This window comes from Murdochiella vaginalis (assembly GCF_902381775.1).
GTDB lineage: Bacteria > Bacillota > Clostridia > Tissierellales > Peptoniphilaceae > Murdochiella > Murdochiella vaginalis.
In genome coordinates this window covers 1,248,797-1,266,120 of the sequence record NZ_LR698969.1, presented here as the reverse complement: position 1 = coordinate 1,266,120, position 17,324 = coordinate 1,248,797, and the positions used below count along the sequence as shown (strand labels likewise).

The window sequence follows — 17,324 nt, the reverse complement described above, 5'->3', positions numbered from 1 at the left end:
TGGGGCATGGCCCCGAATGGACCGGCATCCTCAGTGAGCCGGATCGGAGGAACTATGAAAAACAAATTTTTTAACGGACGGAATCTCGCACGCTTAGGTGTTTTGATCGCCCTAATGCTGGTATTGAGCGCTTTGCCCATCGGCTACATCCTCATCGGACCGATTCAGGTAACGACCATGCACATTCCGGTCGTATTAGGAGCCATTATCGGCGGTGTTCCCTATGGATTTATTTTAGGATTGGCGTTTGGGCTCAATTCCATGCTTCGCGCATTACAGGGACTTTCCGGTCCGTTGTCTTTTGCTTTTGCCAATCCGCTAATCAGCGTTCTGCCTCGCGTGCTTTTTGGCGTGATCGTGGGCTACCTTGCTACGATTTGGCGTAATAAGAATGTGATCATTCGTTATTCGTTGCCGGCTATCATCGGCACGGTGATGCATACGTTGATGGTGATGGGGACACTTTATCTGGTGTATGCCGCTCGCGTTGCCGAAGTGCGCAACATCACATCCGAAGCGGTGGGCGCCATGGTGCTCACAACCGTTGTAGCCAACGGCATTCCGGAAGCGATTTTGGCCGCAGTGGTTTCGACGCCCATTGCGCGCATATTAGAAAAGCGAGAACACCGTAAGCCGCTTAACGATGCGCAGGAGGAAGAGACATCGAACAAAGCCTAACGGGAGGAAATGTCATGGAAAAGGCGGATCAACCGAAAAGTCGTTCGCTGCTGTTGGCTATTGATGCAGGAAACACCAACATCACTTTTGGTCTGTTTCATAGCGAAGACCTCGTTCATCAATGGCGCATCCAATCCGACAGCGAAAAAACGTCCGATGAATACGGCATTGAACTGGAACAGATTCTGCGTCATTTTCATTACAATCGGGAAATGATTTGCGCCGTTATTCTTTCCAGCGTTGTGCCGGAGTTGGTGCACCAGATGAGTGCCATGTCCGAACGCTTTTTAAAGCTTACGCCGATAATTGTTGGTGAGGGGACGAAGACCGGATTGCCGTTGCGCGTGGATAATCCTCGCGAAGTCGGCTCCGATCGCATTGCCGATGCGGTCGCCGGATATGCGCTATATGGCGGACCGTTGATCATCATTGATATCGGAACCGCCATTACCCATGAAGTCGTCAATGCGCACGGTGAATACATCGGCGGCACGATTGCGCCGGGAATTCGCATTGCAGCTGCTGCTTTAACGCACGGCACTTCCAAACTGCCTCGTGTTGAGCTGATGCAGCCTGAAAAAATCATTGCGACGAATACTGTCAATGCCATGCAGGCCGGACTGGTTCGGGGCTTTATCGGCTTAATTGACGGCATTACAGAAGGCATCTTAGCTGAACTGAAAGAACAGACCGATAAAAAGCCACGTGTGATTGCTACGGGCGGCTTTTCAACGCTTCTTTCCCAGAATTCAAAATATGTTGATGGTGTCAATCGCGATCTCAATCTTTTAGGCTTGCGTCTCATTTACAATCGCACGATGAGAGCAAGAGAGAATGAACGGTTGCGCGATGAAAAAGAATCACACCGCGAGCAAGAAGGATGACCATGCAGGAACCGATTCAAAACAAGGGATTTTCCATGGAAACCGGCCACCGAGAGGAGCCGGTTTCCGCTTTTGTGTCTTTGGCGCCGCTGGCAGGGGTAAGCGATCGTTGCTTTCGAGAAATCTGCTTTCAGTACGGCTGTGAGGAAGCGACGACGGAGATGATCAGTGCGCAGGCGCTTCTTTATGACAGTGCTCGAACGGAGCATATGCTGGAGAAAGGGGAGGAAGGCAAGCTGACCGTGCAGCTATTCGGAAAAGATCCCTGCGTATTAGCGAAAGTCATCCGTACGCGTTTTAATGCGGATGACCGCTTTCAAGCGGTGGAGCTCAACATGGGATGCCCGGCTCCGAAAATTGTGCGCAATGGGGAAGGCAGTGCTCTGATGCGTGATCCGAAGCAGGCCCAAACTCTTTTTCACGCCATGGTGCAGGCATCGACAAAGCCGGTCTATGTCAAAATGCGTCTTGGGTGGGATGCGTCATCCATCAACTATCTTACGCTTGCGCATATTGCCGAGGAAGAAGGAATTGCACGCGTTACATTGCACGCCCGCACGAGGGAACAGATGTATGCCGGAAAAGCGGATTGGGAGGCCATCGCGCGTTTAAAAGACGCCTTGCACGTGCAAGTGGTAGGAAATGGAGATGTCACAACACCGGAAGAAGCAATAAAAATGGAGACGTGGACCGGATGCGACGGCATTGCGATCGGGCGAGGTGCGATGGGCAATCCCTTTCTGTTTCGTCAGATTCATGAATATCGTATGACCGGCTCTTATGCGCCGGTTTCTGTCGATGAGGTACTCGATGTTTTATTGGATCACTATGAGCGTGAAATCGCCTGCCGTGGGGAGCAGCGTGCCATCTTAGAAATGCGCAAGCTCATGGCCTGTTATTTGGCAGGATTTCACGGATCGGCGCGCACAAAAGCAGCGATTATGACGATTACGAACATGGAGTCCGTTCGGCAGGAATTGGAAAAATTTCGCGTGTTAGCTTCTTCGGCTCGTTAGCTTCTTCGGTTCGTTTCTAAAGAACTAAAAAACTCACCGGGCAGACGCACGCGAAAGGTGGTGCCTTTTCGAAGCTTGCTGGTGACTTCAATGTGACCACCCAATTGCTGCACAATGTTGCGTGTAATGGCGAGACCGAGGCCCTGCCCACCGACGGTGCGATTGCGTGAAGAATCGACGCGGTAAAAGCGATCAAAGAGATGATCCAAATCTTTTGGTGCGATGCCGATCCCGTTATCCGAAACGGTAAGGACTACAAATTTGCGATCCTGATTTAAAGCGACACGAATCTGACCGCCTTCCTCAATGGCCTTAATGGCATTGGAAAGGAGATTGCTGAGAATCTGAGAATACAGGCGTTCATCCGTTTGTAAACTGATGGCCGGGTCGATGGCGCGAATGAAAATGCCGTGTTTTTGTACGATGCGCGGCTCAAAGCTGTCCACGACGCGCGCTGTCAGGGTCGAGCAGTCGACATAACGAATGTCTTCGGCGGCAACCAGGGAAGCCTCGCGGAAGGTGTTTTTCAAGCGCTCAACCAGAAGCGTGAGCTGTGCAATATTGGCTTCGATTTGCGCCCAGTTTTTTTCATCCGATGGAATAATACCGTCTTTCATGGCCTCGACATGCAACTGCATATTTGTCAATGGCGTGCGTAGCTCATGAGAAATGTCTTGGGCATAGCTGCGGCGAGCGTCTTCCTGTTGACGTAGGGAAGAAGCCAGATACTGCATATTCGCATTCAAACTTTGCAATTCATCAAACTTGGAATCCACCAGCGTAATATCAAATTGATTGTTCCGAATACGCTCCGCTGCAATGCGCAGGGTTTCGATCGGATTAGTAATCTGTTTAGAAAAGAAATGACTGAATATACTGGCCACGAGCCCGAAAGCAATAATGCCGAACATGGTGGAGCCCAGTGAGCGGCGTTGAAATTCTTGCAGCGCATGCGTCAGTGCCGGATTGCTGCGATCATATGTGAGCAGCATGGATCCGCGCTTGTCACCTCGTCCGTCGACCAGCTGGTATTGATCCACTTGAATATCCGCATTGTCATTTTCCACGAGACCACGATAATTTCCCAAGATGGCCGACTCGTTGTCCATAATTGTTATATTGATGTTGGCATCGCGGGCATAATTCTGCAACTGCTCGTTGATGCCATCTTTTGTAAGATCCAGCGATTCCTTGCTGGCAATGGTGCCGATATCCCGCACAATGCGTTTTAAACGTGCATCATCCTCCTCTTCGAGATAATTGAAAAATGAATCCGAATAGGCACGTTGCATGCCGTAGGCGATGACCGCCATCGTCACAAAGACAAGGATGATAATGGAAAGACTTAGTCGCGTCCTAAGCTTCATCAAAGCCTCCGGCACGATAGCCTACGCCGTACACCGTCTTAATATAGACCGGATTCTTCGGGTCTACTTCGATTTTTTGGCGAATATTTTTGATGTGCGTATCAATGGCACGATCGAATGCTTCGTAGTCCATTCCAAAGGTCACTTCGATGATTTCATCACGCGTATAGATTTTATTGGGATGCGTAAACAGTGTTTGCACAATCAGAAATTCATTTTTTGTCAGATGGACTTCCTGATCATTGACGAAGGTGCGCATGGATTCGGTATCCATCCGCAATCGTCCGTCTTTGGTCTGTATCATTTTTCCGGTACTATTAAGAGGTAGGCGGCGCAGAATGGCACGCACACGTTCTACCAGCTCGCGAGCGGAAAAGGGCTTGACCATGTAATCATCCGCACCGTTGCGCAAGTTTTCGACGCGATCATCTTCTTCGGATTTGGCGGAAACAATGATGACGGGGGTATCGCTCTGGGCTTTGATTTCCTTTAACACCTCTTCTCCGGATTTTCCCGGCAACATAAGATCTAACACCACCAGATCCGGTTGAAAATCGGCAAAACGTTCGAGCGCTTCGTTTCCATCCATCGCTTTTTCGACGACATAATCCGCTTTTTCCAGATAGGCCTTTTCAATATTAATGATGCCTTCTTCATCCTCGACAAGCAGTATTTTGCGTTGTTCCATGATGTCCCTTTCTATAGCGTTATCGGAAAAGCAGAACACCTCTTTTCTTGTTTCTGCCATTTCCTCAAGCCTCTTTGCTGTTTTTTGCGTTTACTGGGAGGACTGTCCACCGGCCGGGGAAGACGCATGACCATTAGGAGGCACAGCGGTTCGACTTAACTCTTTGCCGGTTCGGTCGAAGTAAACGATGACGGCGCTTCCGTCCGGAAGTGTTGTAGTTTCCTTGTAGCTTCCATCGTCTTGATTGTATTCGCGCACCGTCGTCAAGCCATCTTTTGTAAAAGTTTCCGGCGGAATGGTACTGCCGAGCTCCGATACTTTGGTAGGAACTTGGCGTCCCCAGTCTTCCGGGACCACTCCGTTGAATTTGGAAGGATCATAATCGGAAGGACGGACAATAAACACTTTCGGTATGCGAAGACGCGCCGGTGTTTTGTCGTTCGCCAGCAAATCATTACGCGCATCGAGTTCTCGAAATACGTAAGCGGTGTCTTCACTTTTCGGCTCGGTTTCTTTGCTGACGGGGACAAGCATGACGCCACCGCCCGAAACGGTTGCCGCAGTGGGTTTCTGCCCTGTCATATTGGATACTTCCGCTTCGTAAACGCCTTCCGGAATGGGGAATTTTTTTGCTTCGCGTCCTTCGTGCAGAATCGCGTGAATATTGGCGTAAATGTTGGCAGGCGTGCGGGAGTCACCGGCTAGGGAAATAAGCGCATTGTCGGGTCCTACCCAGACGGCGGTCGTGTAGTAGGGAGTGGAGGCGGCAAACCAAAAGTCCATTTTGTTATCCGTGGTTCCTGTTTTGCCGATTAAGTCCATGTCACCTCCACGGACCGTTGCGTTTGCGAATCCGTCTTGCACCACGTGACGCAACGCGTCGGCGAGCTGATAATTCAGTTGCGGGGAAAGAACCTCTACGCCTTCATGCTTATTCTCATAGTAGACTTTTCCACGATTATCCGTAATTTTGGAAATGCTCATCGCAGGTACGCGCGTTCCATTATTTCCGATGGCTTGATAGGCACCGGCCATATCCAGCGATGTTAAACCGTGCGTCATGGAACCGATTCCCAGAGCCAAGTTTTCGTCATTGTATTGACTGTCTTCTGCAGCCTCTACAAAGTGGTCACGGTCGGGATGTTCCCGGTTGATGATGCCATAGCGTGCCAGATATTCTTTAGAGGTATCGATGCCTATTTTCTTTAACCAACGTATAGCGACCGGGTTGGACGAACGTACTAACGCCTCTCGCATCGACATCATGCCGCGATAGCGACCATCGACGTTCACAGGCCATGGATGATCCTCCAGCAATTCTACCGGCGCATCATCCATAGCGACACCTTGGTTGTTTCCGGTGGCGATGGCGCCCGTATAATCGGCAATGGGTTTGATGGACGAGCCCGGCTGACGGGGATAACTGGAGGCACGGTTTAGGAAATGACGATCATCCTGTTCGCGACCGCCAATGATGGCGCGCACCTCACCAGTTGCCGTATCCAGCACGGTAAAAGAAACCTGAGGCTGTTTTACACCGACATCGTCGTAGTCATAATAGTCACGGTTGAGCACCATGGCACCGTCGTCTCGTATGGTGTAGAGCGGCGTAGTATTCGAATCGAAAAATGCCTTGGCGATGTGCATGGTGCCGTCAGAATCGACAGTGAGATACTTATTGTCGACGGGAATAGTGCCGACTCTGTGTGCCCGAAGGACATCGTTCTCGTCAAACGTGTAGAAATCCATGATATCGATATATCCGCTGTATCCGCGCAGGCGTCCGGGCTGAACAATCAGATTGCCTTGATCATCGATTCGGAATTGCTTTTGCGGTACCACTACACGGCCGTTATCATCCAACAGGTTGGATTTGCGATAGTAAAGTAAAGAGCCATTGCGCCCGATAATATTGTCGTACTCATCATAACGAAGATTTAATTTTAAGGGAGATACTTGACCGGTCGGCGAATGAACAGAAGCTGTCAGCGACGCCACCAGATCCTGCAATTTACGCTGCAACTCCATGTCCACCGTACAGGTAATGGTCAGGCCGCCATACATCAGAAGTTGCCTTGCCTCCTGACGGGAAATGTTTTGCGAATCCATTAAGGCCCATACGGCCTGTTCTTTTACCAGGTCGGTAATGTAGGTAGAAAGATTTTCGGCACGTTTTTCGGGCGCATTTATCGTGGATGCGACATCCGTGTTGACGGCTTCTTTATATTCCGCTTCCGTAATAAAGCCATTTTTCTTCATTTCGGAAAGCACCCATTTCGCTCGTTCATAAGCAGGAGGATTGTAGACGGCCAGATATCGTTCGCCGTTAATTTCTGTTTCATCCAACACACGTTCATCGGTCACCTCCGAGGGACGATACGTGGAATAGAGAGCATAGCGGGAAGGAGCGGGCACGATACTCGCAAGCGTTGCACACTGTGCCAGACTCAGGTCCTGCACATGTTTGGAGAAGTAGATTTGAGAAGCGGCTTCGACGCCGTAGGCATTTTGGCCAAAGAATATTCGATTAAGATACGACTCCATGATTTGCTTTTTATCGAGCTGATCATCAATCTGATACGCTAAAAAGATCTCCTGAATTTTACGCTTCCAGTTGACGTCACTGCTCAGAAAGGCGTTGCGGGCCAATTGCATGGTGATGGTGGAGGCTCCGCGCATATCGCCGGAACGCACAAAATCACGGATCGTGGCAGCGATGCCGTAGAGGTCCACACCATCATGGGACTTGAACCGCTTGTCTTCTGCGCTGATAAAAGCGTTAATCAGATTTTTGGGAATCTGCTCGTAGGGCACGATTTTACGGTATTCTGCCGTATCAATTTGCTCAATGAGATTGCCTTTCATATCGACAATTTGCGAGTTTTCTTTCAGATTCGATAGCAACAGATCCGGATTCATTTTTGGCGCGGCTTTTGCAATTTCCAGCATGGAGCCGACCAAGTAGCCGCCAAGAATCGCTAAAAAAATCAAAAAGCTTAGGACGACAATAGCGACAATTTTGCGTATGTTTGAAACGGTGTGTTGAACCATATTATTCTCCTTGCATAGAACACTGATCTATCGATGTTTTGTCCATTTTACCATAAAGCGTACAGCTTTATACAGGCCTTGATGAGGGAGAAATAGGCTCTCCCTTTTGCCCATATGTCGACAAAGGGACTTGCCTGGAGAAGGGCATCGGACAGGAGTATGATAAAATAGTCGAGACGAAGGAAGGAAACAGTGTATGACGACGAACACAAGAGGAAAGCAACGCGCGCTTTTGGCCTTTGCGTTTTTACAGGTGAGCGAAAAGGAAAAAAAACGTCGTATCGGGGAATTGCGTGAAATCGTACGTTCTTGCGGTGGAGAGGTGATCGGTTGCATCACGCAAAATGTCCTGCGCTACCATCCGGCAACATTGCTGGGAAAGGGAAAAATTGAAGAAATGGCGCAGATGGTAGAAGAGCAGTCGATTGATCTCGTCGTTTTCGAGCAGGAGCTCTCCGGTGCCCAAAGACTCCATCTTTCCGAAATGCTTCCTTGTCGCGTTTTGGATCGCGTGGATCTAATTTTAGATATTTTCGCCCTTCGCGCCCGAAGTAAAAAGGCAAAAGTGGATGTGGAGCTGGCACAACTCGCCTATCGGCTGCCCGCTCTGCGCGGCTACGGTAAAGCTCTTTCCCGAACCGGAGGGGGTATCGGAACGCGCGGCCCGGGTGAAAAGAAGCTGGAAACGGACAGAAGAAGCATTGAACAGCGCATCAAACGCCTGCGTAAACAACGTGAACGCATCACTGCACAGGAGCGTGAAGCCGGCAAGCGTCGTCGTCAATCCACCTACCCCATCGTTGGCCTTGTAGGGTATACAAATGCGGGAAAATCTACGATTATGAATGCTCTTCTATCCCACTTCGGAAGAAAAGAAAAAGAAGTGTATGCTGATGATCGCCTGTTTGCGACTTTGGAAGTGAGCATGCGTCGTATAGAGGAGCCGGGGAAAGGAACGTACCTTTTAGCGGATACCATCGGCTTTATCCATGATCTTCCCAAAAAATTATCCACACCCTTTGCCAGCACGATGGAAGAAATTAGCTATGCCGACTTGCTTGTTCATGTCATTGATGCTGCGGAAGAAGGAGCGAACGAGCGTATAGAAACCGTACAAAAATGTATTCAGGAATGCCGCGCGGACATTCCCGTCTTATATGTGCTTAACAAGATGGACTTGGGAGATGACGGTGCAGTCACCCCGCCGGAGGAAACCCTGCGCATCAGCGCTACCTGTGACAAGGATATTCTTCGTTTGCATCAGCGTATTCAGCAGCAGCTCTTCGGCACTTCGGCGGCAACGGGGAGGAACACATGAGCTATCGCAGCCTGCTGCATGACGCGGAAGTGCGCTTTACCATCAAGAAATCGGTCTTCATCGGCTATGCCAGACGTGTGCAAACGGTTGAAGAGGCAGAAACGGCATTAGAGGAAATCAAAACGGCACATCCGACGGCCACGCATCATTGTAGCGCTTATATTCTGGGAGAAAACGGCATTCGGCAGAAAGCGGAGGATGACGGCGAACCGCAAGGTACTGCCGGCCTTCCCATGCTTGCCGTTCTTCAGCGGGAAGATGTTGACGATGTACTGATTGTAGCCGTTCGCTATTTCGGTGGGGTGAAGCTGGGCGCTTCGGGGCTGGTGCGCGCATACACTAAGGTCTGTACGGATGCATTGCAGGCCGCATCGCCTGTGTTTTATTCCCCCTTCCGGGAGGTGACGATTCGTTATGCCTATCCCGTGCAGGGAAAATGTGACTATGCGCTTCGAAACTTGCGGGAGCGATCGCGTGAATACGGGGAAAAAGTGACGGTGTGCTATTGGCTTCCCGAAGAAGAGATTGACAAGATTCAATCCACGCTGTTAAATTTGACGAGTGGACAAATAGACTGGAGGGTGGGAGAGAAGTTTTCCTTTCCCACGGATGCAATCGGACGACCGGTAGAACGAAAGTAGGAAGTATGTCAGGACATAATAAGTGGAGTAAGGTAAAAAACGTAAAGGGCAAGGAAGATGCCAAGCGCGCCAGCGCGTTTACGAAGATCAGTCGCATGATCATGGTGGCAGTACGCGAAGGCGGCGGTGATCCGGACTATAATGCCTCCCTAAAGATGGCGATTGAGAAGGCCAAGGCTGAAAATATGCCTAACGACAACATTAATCGCGCCATCAAAAAAGGCTTAGGCGACTTGGACGGTCAGGAGTACAGCCATGCCGTCTATGAAGGGTATGGACCCGAAGGCGTGGCAGTGATCGTTTCCTGTCTGACGGACAACAAGAACCGCACCGCAGCGAACGTGCGCCATTATTTTGATAAATACCGCGGAAATCTCGGCACAAGCGGATCGGTCATGTTTCAGTTTGACTATAAAGGCATTCTGGTAACGGACGACGAGGGCAAAGAGGAAGATACCGTCATGATGGATGCTCTGGATGCCGGTGCGGAGGATGTGCGCCATGAAGAGGGCAGTTATATTTTGCTGACGGATCCGGCACAGTTTTCGACGGTTAATGATACGTTGGTCGAGAAAGGCTACGTGTTCCGTGTCGCGGAAACCGGCTATTTGCCGAAAAACACGGTCCGCATTGAGGATGAAGAAAATCAGAAATTGATGGAGACCTTGGTGGACGTGATGGAAGACGATGATGACGTGCAGGATGTCTACACCAACTGGGAACAGGAATGAAGCGGCTAAGCGGCGTTCTCTTTACCCTCCTTTTTTCCCTGTGCAGTCTCGGCTTTTCTATTTTTTCGGTTGCGTATAATACGGCGGATTATCATGCGTTTCAGCAACGATTTAATATTGAGGAGGCGACCGGAAAGACGCAGCAGGAGTTGGATATCGTCAATCGTGATATCGTGCTCTACCTTCAGACGGGGGAGCCTTCAAGGATGAGTGATCATTTTGGCGAGCGGGAATGCGCTCATATGGAGGATGTATTTGGGCTTTTCTCTTTAGCTCGTGTGGTAAGCCTGATCGGCATCGCCGGAGCCTCGGCATTCTTGGTGGCGCGTTGTCGGGATCAACATCCGCAAGCGGCATATGTAGCGTGGCTGACCCAGGGCGCTGTCTTCGTTTTGCTGGCAGGGGTTGCTTTTTTGGCGACGCAATCTTGGGAAACGGTCTTTACGACCTTTCATCACGTCTTTTTTCGCAATGATCTATGGATTCTCAATGTGGACACAGACCTGATGATTCAAATGATGCCAGCCCCCTTTTTCATGGCAATGGCAAAGGGGATCGCTCTTCGCTTTGTGGTGGGGACGCTTCTGGGACAAGGACTGTGGACGTTAGCCGGACGGCACCTTATCTCGGCAAAGAAGGGCATGCCGAAAGGAGAAAAGGATGTTTGAATATACCGGAAATGGCGTGGCTATCACGCTTTTTGGCTTGGAAGTGCGCTGGTACGGCGTTTTAATTGTTACGGGGATGCTTCTTGCAGTATTGCTCAGTAGCCGCGAAGTCAAACGAAAGGGAATGCCTGAAGATATCGTCTACGATCTTTCCCTGTGGGTGCTTCCTTTGGGGGTAATTGGAGCTCGTCTTTGGTATGTACTTTTTGAACCGCAGCGCTTTTCCTCCCTGTGGGATGTGATCAATCTGCGTTCCGGGGGTCTAGCAATTCAAGGTGGCGTAATGGTCGGCCTTTTGGTGAGTTGGATCTATCTGCACCGCCGCAATATTTCGTTTTTGCGTGTAGCGGATTGTATTATTCCGTTTCTGCCTTTGGCGCAGGCTATCGGACGATGGGGAAATTTTTTCAACAATGAAGCTTACGGGTATGCCGCAAACATTCCGTGGGCGGTGCTCATCGATGGAAAACCTCACCATCCGACGTTCTTTTATGAATCGGCAGGCGATTTTCTGCTTTTTCTTTTTCTCTGGTATTTTCTGCGAAAACGCACCAAGGTGGATGGACAGACCACTTCTCTGTACTTCGTTTTTTACGGTATTTTGCGTTTTATCGTCGAAGGCTTTCGTACAGACAGCCTCTATTTTGGGGCACTGCGTGTCGCACAGCTTTTAGCGATTGGGGGAATGCTCCTTGGTCTGCTCGGCTATGTTGTGCTTTCCAAAAAGGGAGAAAAATCACTTAATGCAGACAAAGGAAAGCATCCGGAGCGCTAACGGCAATTAGCGGGTTCATTGACTTGCAACAGGTGCAGAATAACGGTTCGCCGACAAGAAGTACTCCAATTTCTTGCGGCTATTTTCACGCGATCCACAAAAGACACAAAATCATCATTATTTTGATGATTTTGTGTCTTTTTTTTGTTTCTTGCCTTGCCAAAAGCGGTCCAGTTGTCTAAAATGGTATCAAGAAGGCAGAAAGTGGTAAAAAGTGGGGGAAAGTGGAATGTTTATCGGAGAGTACAACCACAGTGTGGATACGAAAGGACGGGTTTCCCTTCCTTCTCGTTTTCGCGAGGATCTTTCCGACACTTTCATCATCACGAGAGGTATGGAGGGCTGTCTTTTCATTTACGACCAAAAGCAATGGAAGGTCATGGATGAAAAAATTAGCCAACTCCGTTTAACGGCAAAAGCGGCGCGAAATTTTTCGCGTGCGTTTTATTCCGGGGCAATGGAGGTCGCCTGTGACAAACAAGGGCGATTTCTCATCCCGCCACAACTCCGCGCCTTCGCCTCCATTGAACGTGATGTGGTGATCATCGGTGTTTCGGATCGTATTGAAGTCTGGTCGAAAGAGAAATGGGACAGCTTTTCTTCCTCCGAGGCCATGGATTTGGATGCGTTAACAGAAACCTTGAACGATGACGGATTTGATCTATAGGAGGCCGCAATGTCCGATTTCCATATTCCGGTGCTGTTAGAGGAAACGATTTCTGCATTAGCGATTCGTACGGATGGCTGCTATGTGGATGCAACAGTAGGCGGGGGCGGCCATGCGAAAGAAATTGTAAAACAGATCGCAAGCGGACGGCTTTTGGCCTTGGATCAGGATGAAGAAGCCCTCGCAGAAGCACGAACAAAGCTTGCCCCCTGGGCGGAGCACATTACTTTTGTTCACAGCAATTTCCGACATCTGGGCAACGTTCTGGAGGAGCAGAACATGCCTGAAGTGGACGGCATTTTGATGGATATCGGAGTTTCTTCCCACCAGTTGGATACCGGAGAACGCGGATTTTCCTATCACAGTGATGCACCACTGGACATGCGTATGGATCGACAGGCGGATGTGCCGACGGCCAAAGAAATTGTCAACACCTATTCGGAGCAACAGTTAACGGATCTATTCTATCGGTACGGTGAAGAGCGCTGGTCGAAGCGGATTGCTCAATTCATCGTAGTTGAACGAGGTGCGAAGCCACTTGAAACATCCTTCGATCTGGTCAAGGTCATTCAAAAAGCCATCCCTAAAAAAGTGCGCATGCAGGATAAGCATCCTGCGAGAAGGGTGTTTCAAGCACTTCGTATCGAAGTAAATCACGAGTTGGATGCATTGGAAAGTGGACTCGAACAAGCAGCGTCACACCTTGCATTGCATGGGAGACTCTGCATTATCACGTTTCATTCGCTCGAAGATCGCATAGTGAAAAACGCATTTCGTCGTTTGGCGGAAGGGCCGACACTTCCGGCAGGCCTTCCGATTCGCGCATGCGATTATGCTTCGGATTTTCGCATCTGCACGCGAAAGCCGATTGAGGCTTCTAAGGAAGAACAGGAGCGAAACCCTCGAGCGCGTTCGGCAAAATTGAGAGTTTTGGAACGCATCGCGCACCAACAGGAGGAATAACATGAGTACCGCAACCGTACGTCAATCCGATACATTCGCTTTCCCACAACCATACAAGCTTCCTGCAAAACGAAAGCGCTTAACCGTCGTTACACCTCGTCATCAGGAAGGCGTGCCTGCTCATTCCCATTCCCGAACCAAGACCAATGTGCGGGCGAGAAGCGTGGCTTCCGAGAGAACTCTGGCGATGAGCCGAAAATCAGCGGCGGTAAAAACGCATGTTCGCCTACGCGTGTTTTATTGGACGGCCCTTGTCCTTTGCACGGCAGCAACCCTGCTGTTGCTCATCACAAGTCTCCTGCGCTATAATGAATTATCCGGAATGAACCGGAATATTCGAGAAACGGCAACACAGGTGGAAAATCTTCGTGCACAATATGATACGCTGACGATGCAGTTAGCACCCTATACGGAAGCTTCGCGCATTGAAGAGCTGGCGAAACGTCGTTTAGGTATGCAGTATCCCTCGAAAGAGCAGATTCTTTCCACGAAGGGCGATTCTGCCGTTGCGATGAAGAATCATGCCGCTTCTCTCTCTGTAGAGCACAGGACAATCGCGGCCAGTCCGCAAATGCAGGAGTAGTGCCGCCGGGGTGAAAAACGCATGAAGACAACACAAAAGAACAATACGCCGAGACGAGTTCATCCGATCGCGCGCGTGCGATTCGTTTTTATTGTCGCATTGCTCATCGCAATTGGATTTCTGGCTCGGCTTTTCTATTTACAGGTGCTGGCAGGGCAACCTTTCAAAGAAGCGGCATTGGCACAGCGTCGTCGAACTATTGAGGTGAAGCCGAAACGCGGTACCATCTTTGATTCGGCCAATCGGCCGATGGCCGTTTCGGTCATGGTGAACACGATCTATGTTTTTCCTCGGGAAGTGGAAGAGAAGGATAAAAAGGAAACGATCGAGCTGCTTTCGTATATTCTTCATATGGAGAAGGAAAAGGTGGCACAAGCCTTTGCCTCCTCTCGCTACGATGTGGCGTTAAAGACAAAACTGACACCAAAAGAAATGGAGCAGCTTCAGAGCTCCGGGCTTCGTGCCTATCGCGTGGTGCAAGAGGCGGAACGGTATTATCCCAACCAGGATTTGATGGCGCAGGGATTGGGCTTCGTCAATGATGAGGGGAAAGGAGCCTATGGCCTAGAGGCACAGTATGACGAGCTTTTGCGCGGAAAAGGGGGGCAGATGAGGCTCTCCCGTGACCTAGGCGGCAACATCATCCCCACCGAAGCTGTGGAACGTTACGCGTCGGAAGAAGGACAAAATTTGCATCTGACCGTGAATCTGGATGCGCAACGAGTTCTATCGGAAGAATTACGAAAAGGGATCAATGATTTTCAGGCGGATTCCGGTACGGCGATTTTGATGAATCCCAATACGGGTGAGATTCTGGCCATGGAAAGCTATCCCTCTTTTAATCCGAATACTCCGCGCGCGACAGCGAGCGGGGTGGAGGAAGCCGCTTGGAAAGCCATGAGTGACGAGGAACGTCTTTCTCTGCTGTATTCCCGATGGAAAAACCCCGCGGTCTCTACGATTTATGAGCCCGGATCGGTGTTTAAAACGCTTACCTCCGCCATTGCTTTGGAGACCAAATCTTCTCTTCCGGAATCGCGCTATATATGCAAGGGAAAAATAGAGTTGGCGCCCGGCGTGTGGATTCAATGCTGGCGTCACGATCACCCGCACGGTTCACAAACATTGGAAGAGGCTCTTAATCATTCCTGCAATCCGGCGTTTGTGCAAGTGGTGCGCGACATAGGCCCGGATAACTTTTTTTCCTATTTACAATCCTTGCACATGGGGGGCAAAACAGGGGTCGATTTGCCGGGCGAGCAGGCTTCTCTTTTCCCGGAAAACGTAGAGAAGCTGCAAAGCATCCAGATGCAAACCATGTCGTATGGCCATGGCATCTCCTTAACCCCGTTGGAGATGATGACCGCGGTCAACACGGTCATCAACGGCGGTTATTACCGTACACCACATCTGTTTGCCACCTCTTCCGCACAGGATGGAAAGGTGCTTTCCCAATTTCGTGAAAGCGTCATGGATCCCATTTTTTCGCAGGAAACAGTGGAGACGATGCGACGGTATTTGATCAGCACTACGCATGTATCGCATTTGAAGGTCGAGCGCATAAAAGAAATGGAAGTGGGATCGAAAAGCGGTACGACGACGGTTATGGAAAATGGAGAATATACGAATAAGACCATTGCCTCGCTTTATAGTGTGTATCCGGCAGAAAAACCGGAAGAGGCACTCTTTGTGGTGATCCATAATCCCAAGACGAAAAGCATGGGCAATGAAGTGGCAGGAGAAATCAGCGCCAAAATGTTGGAACGACTTCTGGCGATTAAAAAGGATATAAGGAAAAACGAAGACGAAGGGCAGACAGTGCCGGATGTTTGCAAGAAGACGGTGGGCGAGGCGAGAACAATCCTTCAAAAAGCCGGATTCAAGCTCAGCGTTTATGGCGCAATGAACGATTTTACGCTGATCGAGCGTCAAACTCCGGAAGCCGGAACGCTCATCCCATTGCAAAGCGTGATAGAATGTCGACCGGATGAGAAAGAACGTTTTCGAGTTCCGTCATTGGTTGGTATGTCCGTGGAAGAGGTCAGGCCGATTCTGCAACAGGCAACGATCGCCGTATCGTTGGACGGAGCGGATCATGGCGTCATCATCTCACAGAATCCCGAGGCGGGAACGGTTGTTGAAAAGGGAACCGCTATTGTGCTTACTGCGGATCCGACGGTGAAAGAAAAGCCTGCTGCACAGGAAAAATCGGAGAGCACCTCCGAACGTGGGCAATAGAAAAAACTGCACAGGTGTCGAATTCGTCGCTTGTTCGGAGAAACAATACAGGAGAGAAGGAGAAAAAACATGGAGACTTTTCAAGCGGTTTTCCCATGGGGGATATTAGCGGCGCTCGTATCCGCCGCGGGAACCTATTGTTGGATTCGCTTTTCCAAAAAAGAGTCGCTGGGACAGGAAATTCGCGAGGAAGGGAATAAGGCACATTATAAGAAAAAAGGGACTCCCACGATGGGCGGTGTCGCATTTACCGCGGTGTTTCTCCTTTTACTGTTGTTTTGCGGAAAAGGAAATGTGGCAACCTTGCTTATCGCCATCTGCACGCTGGGCTTCGGAGCGATCGGCTTTTTAGATGATTTTGAGAAGGTGAAAAAACGGGAAAGTGAAGGCTTGACGCCGCGGCAAAAATTGATACTCCAGTTTGCTTTTGCGGTCGTTTTGCTGAGCATTCATTACTTTTTCACACCGGAGATGGCCATACAACGCATTCCTTTTTTCGGCTGGCAATGGCATATCGGCTTGCTGAGCATCCCTTTGTTGGCCTTCATCATGGTAGGTACGGTCAATGCGGTGAATTTGACGGATGGACTGGATGGCCTTTGCGCCGGTGTCTCTCTTCCGGTATTTCTCACGCTGGCCTTTCTCAGCCAGCAAACTGTCTTAGGGCAGGAGCGGGCCGGACTCGCCTCGATTCTCTTCGCCGGCGTGCTGGTTGGATTTCTCTTTTTTAACAGCCATCCGGCCTCTCTCTTCATGGGAGACACCGGCTCCATGGCGATCGGCGGTGCACTCACTGCCATATTGATGGTAATGAATCGCTTGCCATTTTTAATTGTCTTGGGAGGAATCTATCTTATGGAGGCACTTTCCGTGATCCTTCAGGTGGCGTATTTCAAACGTACGGGAGGGAAACGGATTTTTCTCATGAGTCCCATTCATCATCATTTTGAATTGAAGGGATTTCCAGAACAGAAAGTCACTGCGGCATTTTCACTCGTGAGCATTTTACTGTGCCTGCTGACGGTTTGGATCTGGTAACTTGCGAATTGCCGGAAA

16 protein-coding genes are annotated in these 17,324 nt (G+C 49.9%); 13 read left to right on the top strand and 3 right to left on the bottom strand.

Annotated features, from left to right (window positions below; genetic code table 11):
- Positions 1 to 54: 54 nt before the first annotated feature.
- From FXY30_RS05655 to dusB, 3 genes are read left to right on the top strand one after another with little or no spacing between them, the layout of a single operon-like run.
- A complete protein-coding gene (locus FXY30_RS05655) occupies positions 55 to 678 on the top strand; it encodes an ECF transporter S component (protein WP_071705699.1) in 624 nt (207 codons plus the stop codon).
- Between the two features lie 14 nt (positions 679 to 692).
- Positions 693 to 1,562, top strand: coding sequence for a type III pantothenate kinase (locus tag FXY30_RS05650; protein ID WP_083428238.1), 870 nt, complete (start codon positions 693 to 695; stop codon positions 1,560 to 1,562).
- A 2-nt stretch (positions 1,563 to 1,564) separates the two neighbouring features.
- Entirely contained in the window at positions 1,565 to 2,578 is a 1,014-nt protein-coding gene (gene dusB / locus FXY30_RS05645; RefSeq protein WP_157885040.1) for a tRNA dihydrouridine synthase DusB, read from the top strand.
- Here the strand turns inward: dusB and FXY30_RS05640 are convergent.
- The 3 genes from FXY30_RS05640 to FXY30_RS05630 all read right to left on the bottom strand — a co-directional run bounded on the left by FXY30_RS05640 (position 2,575) and on the right by FXY30_RS05630 (position 7,684).
- On the bottom strand, positions 2,575 to 3,945 hold the full coding sequence (locus tag FXY30_RS05640; RefSeq protein ID WP_071705698.1) for a sensor histidine kinase: 1,371 nt from the start codon (positions 3,943 to 3,945) through the stop codon (positions 2,575 to 2,577). The genes dusB and FXY30_RS05640 overlap by 4 nt on opposite strands.
- On the bottom strand, positions 3,935 to 4,633 hold the full coding sequence (locus tag FXY30_RS05635; protein ID WP_071706128.1) for a response regulator transcription factor: 699 nt from the start codon (positions 4,631 to 4,633) through the stop codon (positions 3,935 to 3,937). Before FXY30_RS05635 ends, FXY30_RS05640 begins: the two co-directional genes overlap by 11 nt.
- Positions 4,634 to 4,723: 90 nt before the next feature.
- Positions 4,724 to 7,684 carry a transglycosylase domain-containing protein gene (locus FXY30_RS05630; RefSeq protein ID WP_071705697.1) on the bottom strand — a complete coding sequence of 987 codons (2,961 nt, stop codon included), beginning with the start codon at positions 7,682 to 7,684 and terminating at the stop codon, positions 4,724 to 4,726.
- Between the two features lie 196 nt (positions 7,685 to 7,880).
- Here FXY30_RS05630 and hflX point away from each other — a divergent pair, with 196 nt between their 5' ends.
- The 10 genes from hflX (at position 7,881) to mraY (ending at position 17,306) form a co-directional block, all read left to right on the top strand.
- Positions 7,881 to 9,002, top strand: coding sequence for a GTPase HflX (gene hflX / locus FXY30_RS05625; RefSeq protein ID WP_071705696.1), 1,122 nt, complete (start codon positions 7,881 to 7,883; stop codon positions 9,000 to 9,002).
- Entirely contained in the window at positions 8,999 to 9,643 is a 645-nt protein-coding gene (locus tag FXY30_RS05620) for an IMPACT family protein (RefSeq protein WP_071705695.1), read from the top strand. The genes hflX and FXY30_RS05620 overlap by 4 nt, the downstream gene beginning before the upstream one ends.
- Before the next feature lie 5 nt (positions 9,644 to 9,648).
- Positions 9,649 to 10,374 (top strand): YebC/PmpR family DNA-binding transcriptional regulator, encoded by a 726-nt coding sequence (locus FXY30_RS05615; RefSeq protein ID WP_071705694.1) that lies wholly within the window; start codon positions 9,649 to 9,651, stop codon positions 10,372 to 10,374.
- Positions 10,371 to 11,042 (top strand): TIGR01906 family membrane protein, encoded by a 672-nt coding sequence (locus FXY30_RS05610; protein ID WP_071705693.1) that lies wholly within the window; start codon positions 10,371 to 10,373, stop codon positions 11,040 to 11,042. The genes FXY30_RS05615 and FXY30_RS05610 overlap by 4 nt, the downstream gene beginning before the upstream one ends.
- Positions 11,035 to 11,817, top strand: a complete 783-nt coding sequence (gene lgt, locus FXY30_RS05605; protein WP_071705692.1) for a prolipoprotein diacylglyceryl transferase — start codon at positions 11,035 to 11,037, stop codon at positions 11,815 to 11,817. Before FXY30_RS05610 ends, lgt begins: the two co-directional genes overlap by 8 nt.
- Before the next feature lie 229 nt (positions 11,818 to 12,046).
- On the top strand, positions 12,047 to 12,484 hold the full coding sequence (mraZ, locus tag FXY30_RS05600; protein ID WP_071705691.1) for a division/cell wall cluster transcriptional repressor MraZ: 438 nt from the start codon (positions 12,047 to 12,049) through the stop codon (positions 12,482 to 12,484).
- 9 nt (positions 12,485 to 12,493) lie between these two features.
- Complete coding sequence (gene rsmH, locus FXY30_RS05595) at positions 12,494 to 13,447, top strand: 16S rRNA (cytosine(1402)-N(4))-methyltransferase RsmH (RefSeq protein WP_071705690.1); 954 nt, start codon at positions 12,494 to 12,496, stop codon at positions 13,445 to 13,447.
- A 1-nt stretch (position 13,448) separates the two neighbouring features.
- Positions 13,449 to 14,030, top strand: a complete 582-nt coding sequence (locus FXY30_RS05590) for a cell division protein FtsL (protein WP_071705689.1) — start codon at positions 13,449 to 13,451, stop codon at positions 14,028 to 14,030.
- A gap of 21 nt (positions 14,031 to 14,051) precedes the next feature.
- Positions 14,052 to 16,268 (top strand): peptidoglycan D,D-transpeptidase FtsI family protein, encoded by a 2,217-nt coding sequence (locus FXY30_RS05585; protein WP_071705688.1) that lies wholly within the window; start codon positions 14,052 to 14,054, stop codon positions 16,266 to 16,268.
- 69 nt (positions 16,269 to 16,337) lie between these two features.
- Positions 16,338 to 17,306 (top strand): phospho-N-acetylmuramoyl-pentapeptide-transferase, encoded by a 969-nt coding sequence (mraY, locus tag FXY30_RS05580; protein WP_071705687.1) that lies wholly within the window; start codon positions 16,338 to 16,340, stop codon positions 17,304 to 17,306.
- Positions 17,307 to 17,324: the final 18 nt, after the last annotated feature.

Excerpts from the sequence above, each read along its gene's own strand:
- mraY (WP_071705687.1), top strand. The coding sequence starts at position 16,338 with ATGGAGACTTTTCAAGCGGTTTTCCCATGGGGGATATTAGCGGCGCTC.
- FXY30_RS05630 (WP_071705697.1), bottom strand. The coding sequence starts at position 7,684 with ATGGTTCAACACACCGTTTCAAACATACGCAAAATTGTCGCTATTGTC.
- FXY30_RS05635 (WP_071706128.1), bottom strand. The coding sequence starts at position 4,633 with ATGGAACAACGCAAAATACTGCTTGTCGAGGATGAAGAAGGCATCATT.
- hflX (WP_071705696.1), top strand. The coding sequence starts at position 7,881 with ATGACGACGAACACAAGAGGAAAGCAACGCGCGCTTTTGGCCTTTGCG.
- FXY30_RS05590 (WP_071705689.1), top strand. The coding sequence starts at position 13,449 with ATGAGTACCGCAACCGTACGTCAATCCGATACATTCGCTTTCCCACAA.
- FXY30_RS05640 (WP_071705698.1), bottom strand. The coding sequence starts at position 3,945 with ATGAAGCTTAGGACGCGACTAAGTCTTTCCATTATCATCCTTGTCTTT.
- FXY30_RS05610 (WP_071705693.1), top strand. The coding sequence starts at position 10,371 with ATGAAGCGGCTAAGCGGCGTTCTCTTTACCCTCCTTTTTTCCCTGTGC.
- FXY30_RS05585 (WP_071705688.1), top strand. The coding sequence starts at position 14,052 with ATGAAGACAACACAAAAGAACAATACGCCGAGACGAGTTCATCCGATC.
- dusB (WP_157885040.1), top strand. The coding sequence starts at position 1,565 with ATGCAGGAACCGATTCAAAACAAGGGATTTTCCATGGAAACCGGCCAC.
- mraZ (WP_071705691.1), top strand. The coding sequence starts at position 12,047 with ATGTTTATCGGAGAGTACAACCACAGTGTGGATACGAAAGGACGGGTT.
- FXY30_RS05650 (WP_083428238.1), top strand. The coding sequence starts at position 693 with ATGGAAAAGGCGGATCAACCGAAAAGTCGTTCGCTGCTGTTGGCTATT.
- FXY30_RS05620 (WP_071705695.1), top strand. The coding sequence starts at position 8,999 with ATGAGCTATCGCAGCCTGCTGCATGACGCGGAAGTGCGCTTTACCATC.
- lgt (WP_071705692.1), top strand. The coding sequence starts at position 11,035 with ATGTTTGAATATACCGGAAATGGCGTGGCTATCACGCTTTTTGGCTTG.
- FXY30_RS05615 (WP_071705694.1), top strand. The coding sequence starts at position 9,649 with ATGTCAGGACATAATAAGTGGAGTAAGGTAAAAAACGTAAAGGGCAAG.
- FXY30_RS05655 (WP_071705699.1), top strand. The coding sequence starts at position 55 with ATGAAAAACAAATTTTTTAACGGACGGAATCTCGCACGCTTAGGTGTT.
- rsmH (WP_071705690.1), top strand. The coding sequence starts at position 12,494 with ATGTCCGATTTCCATATTCCGGTGCTGTTAGAGGAAACGATTTCTGCA.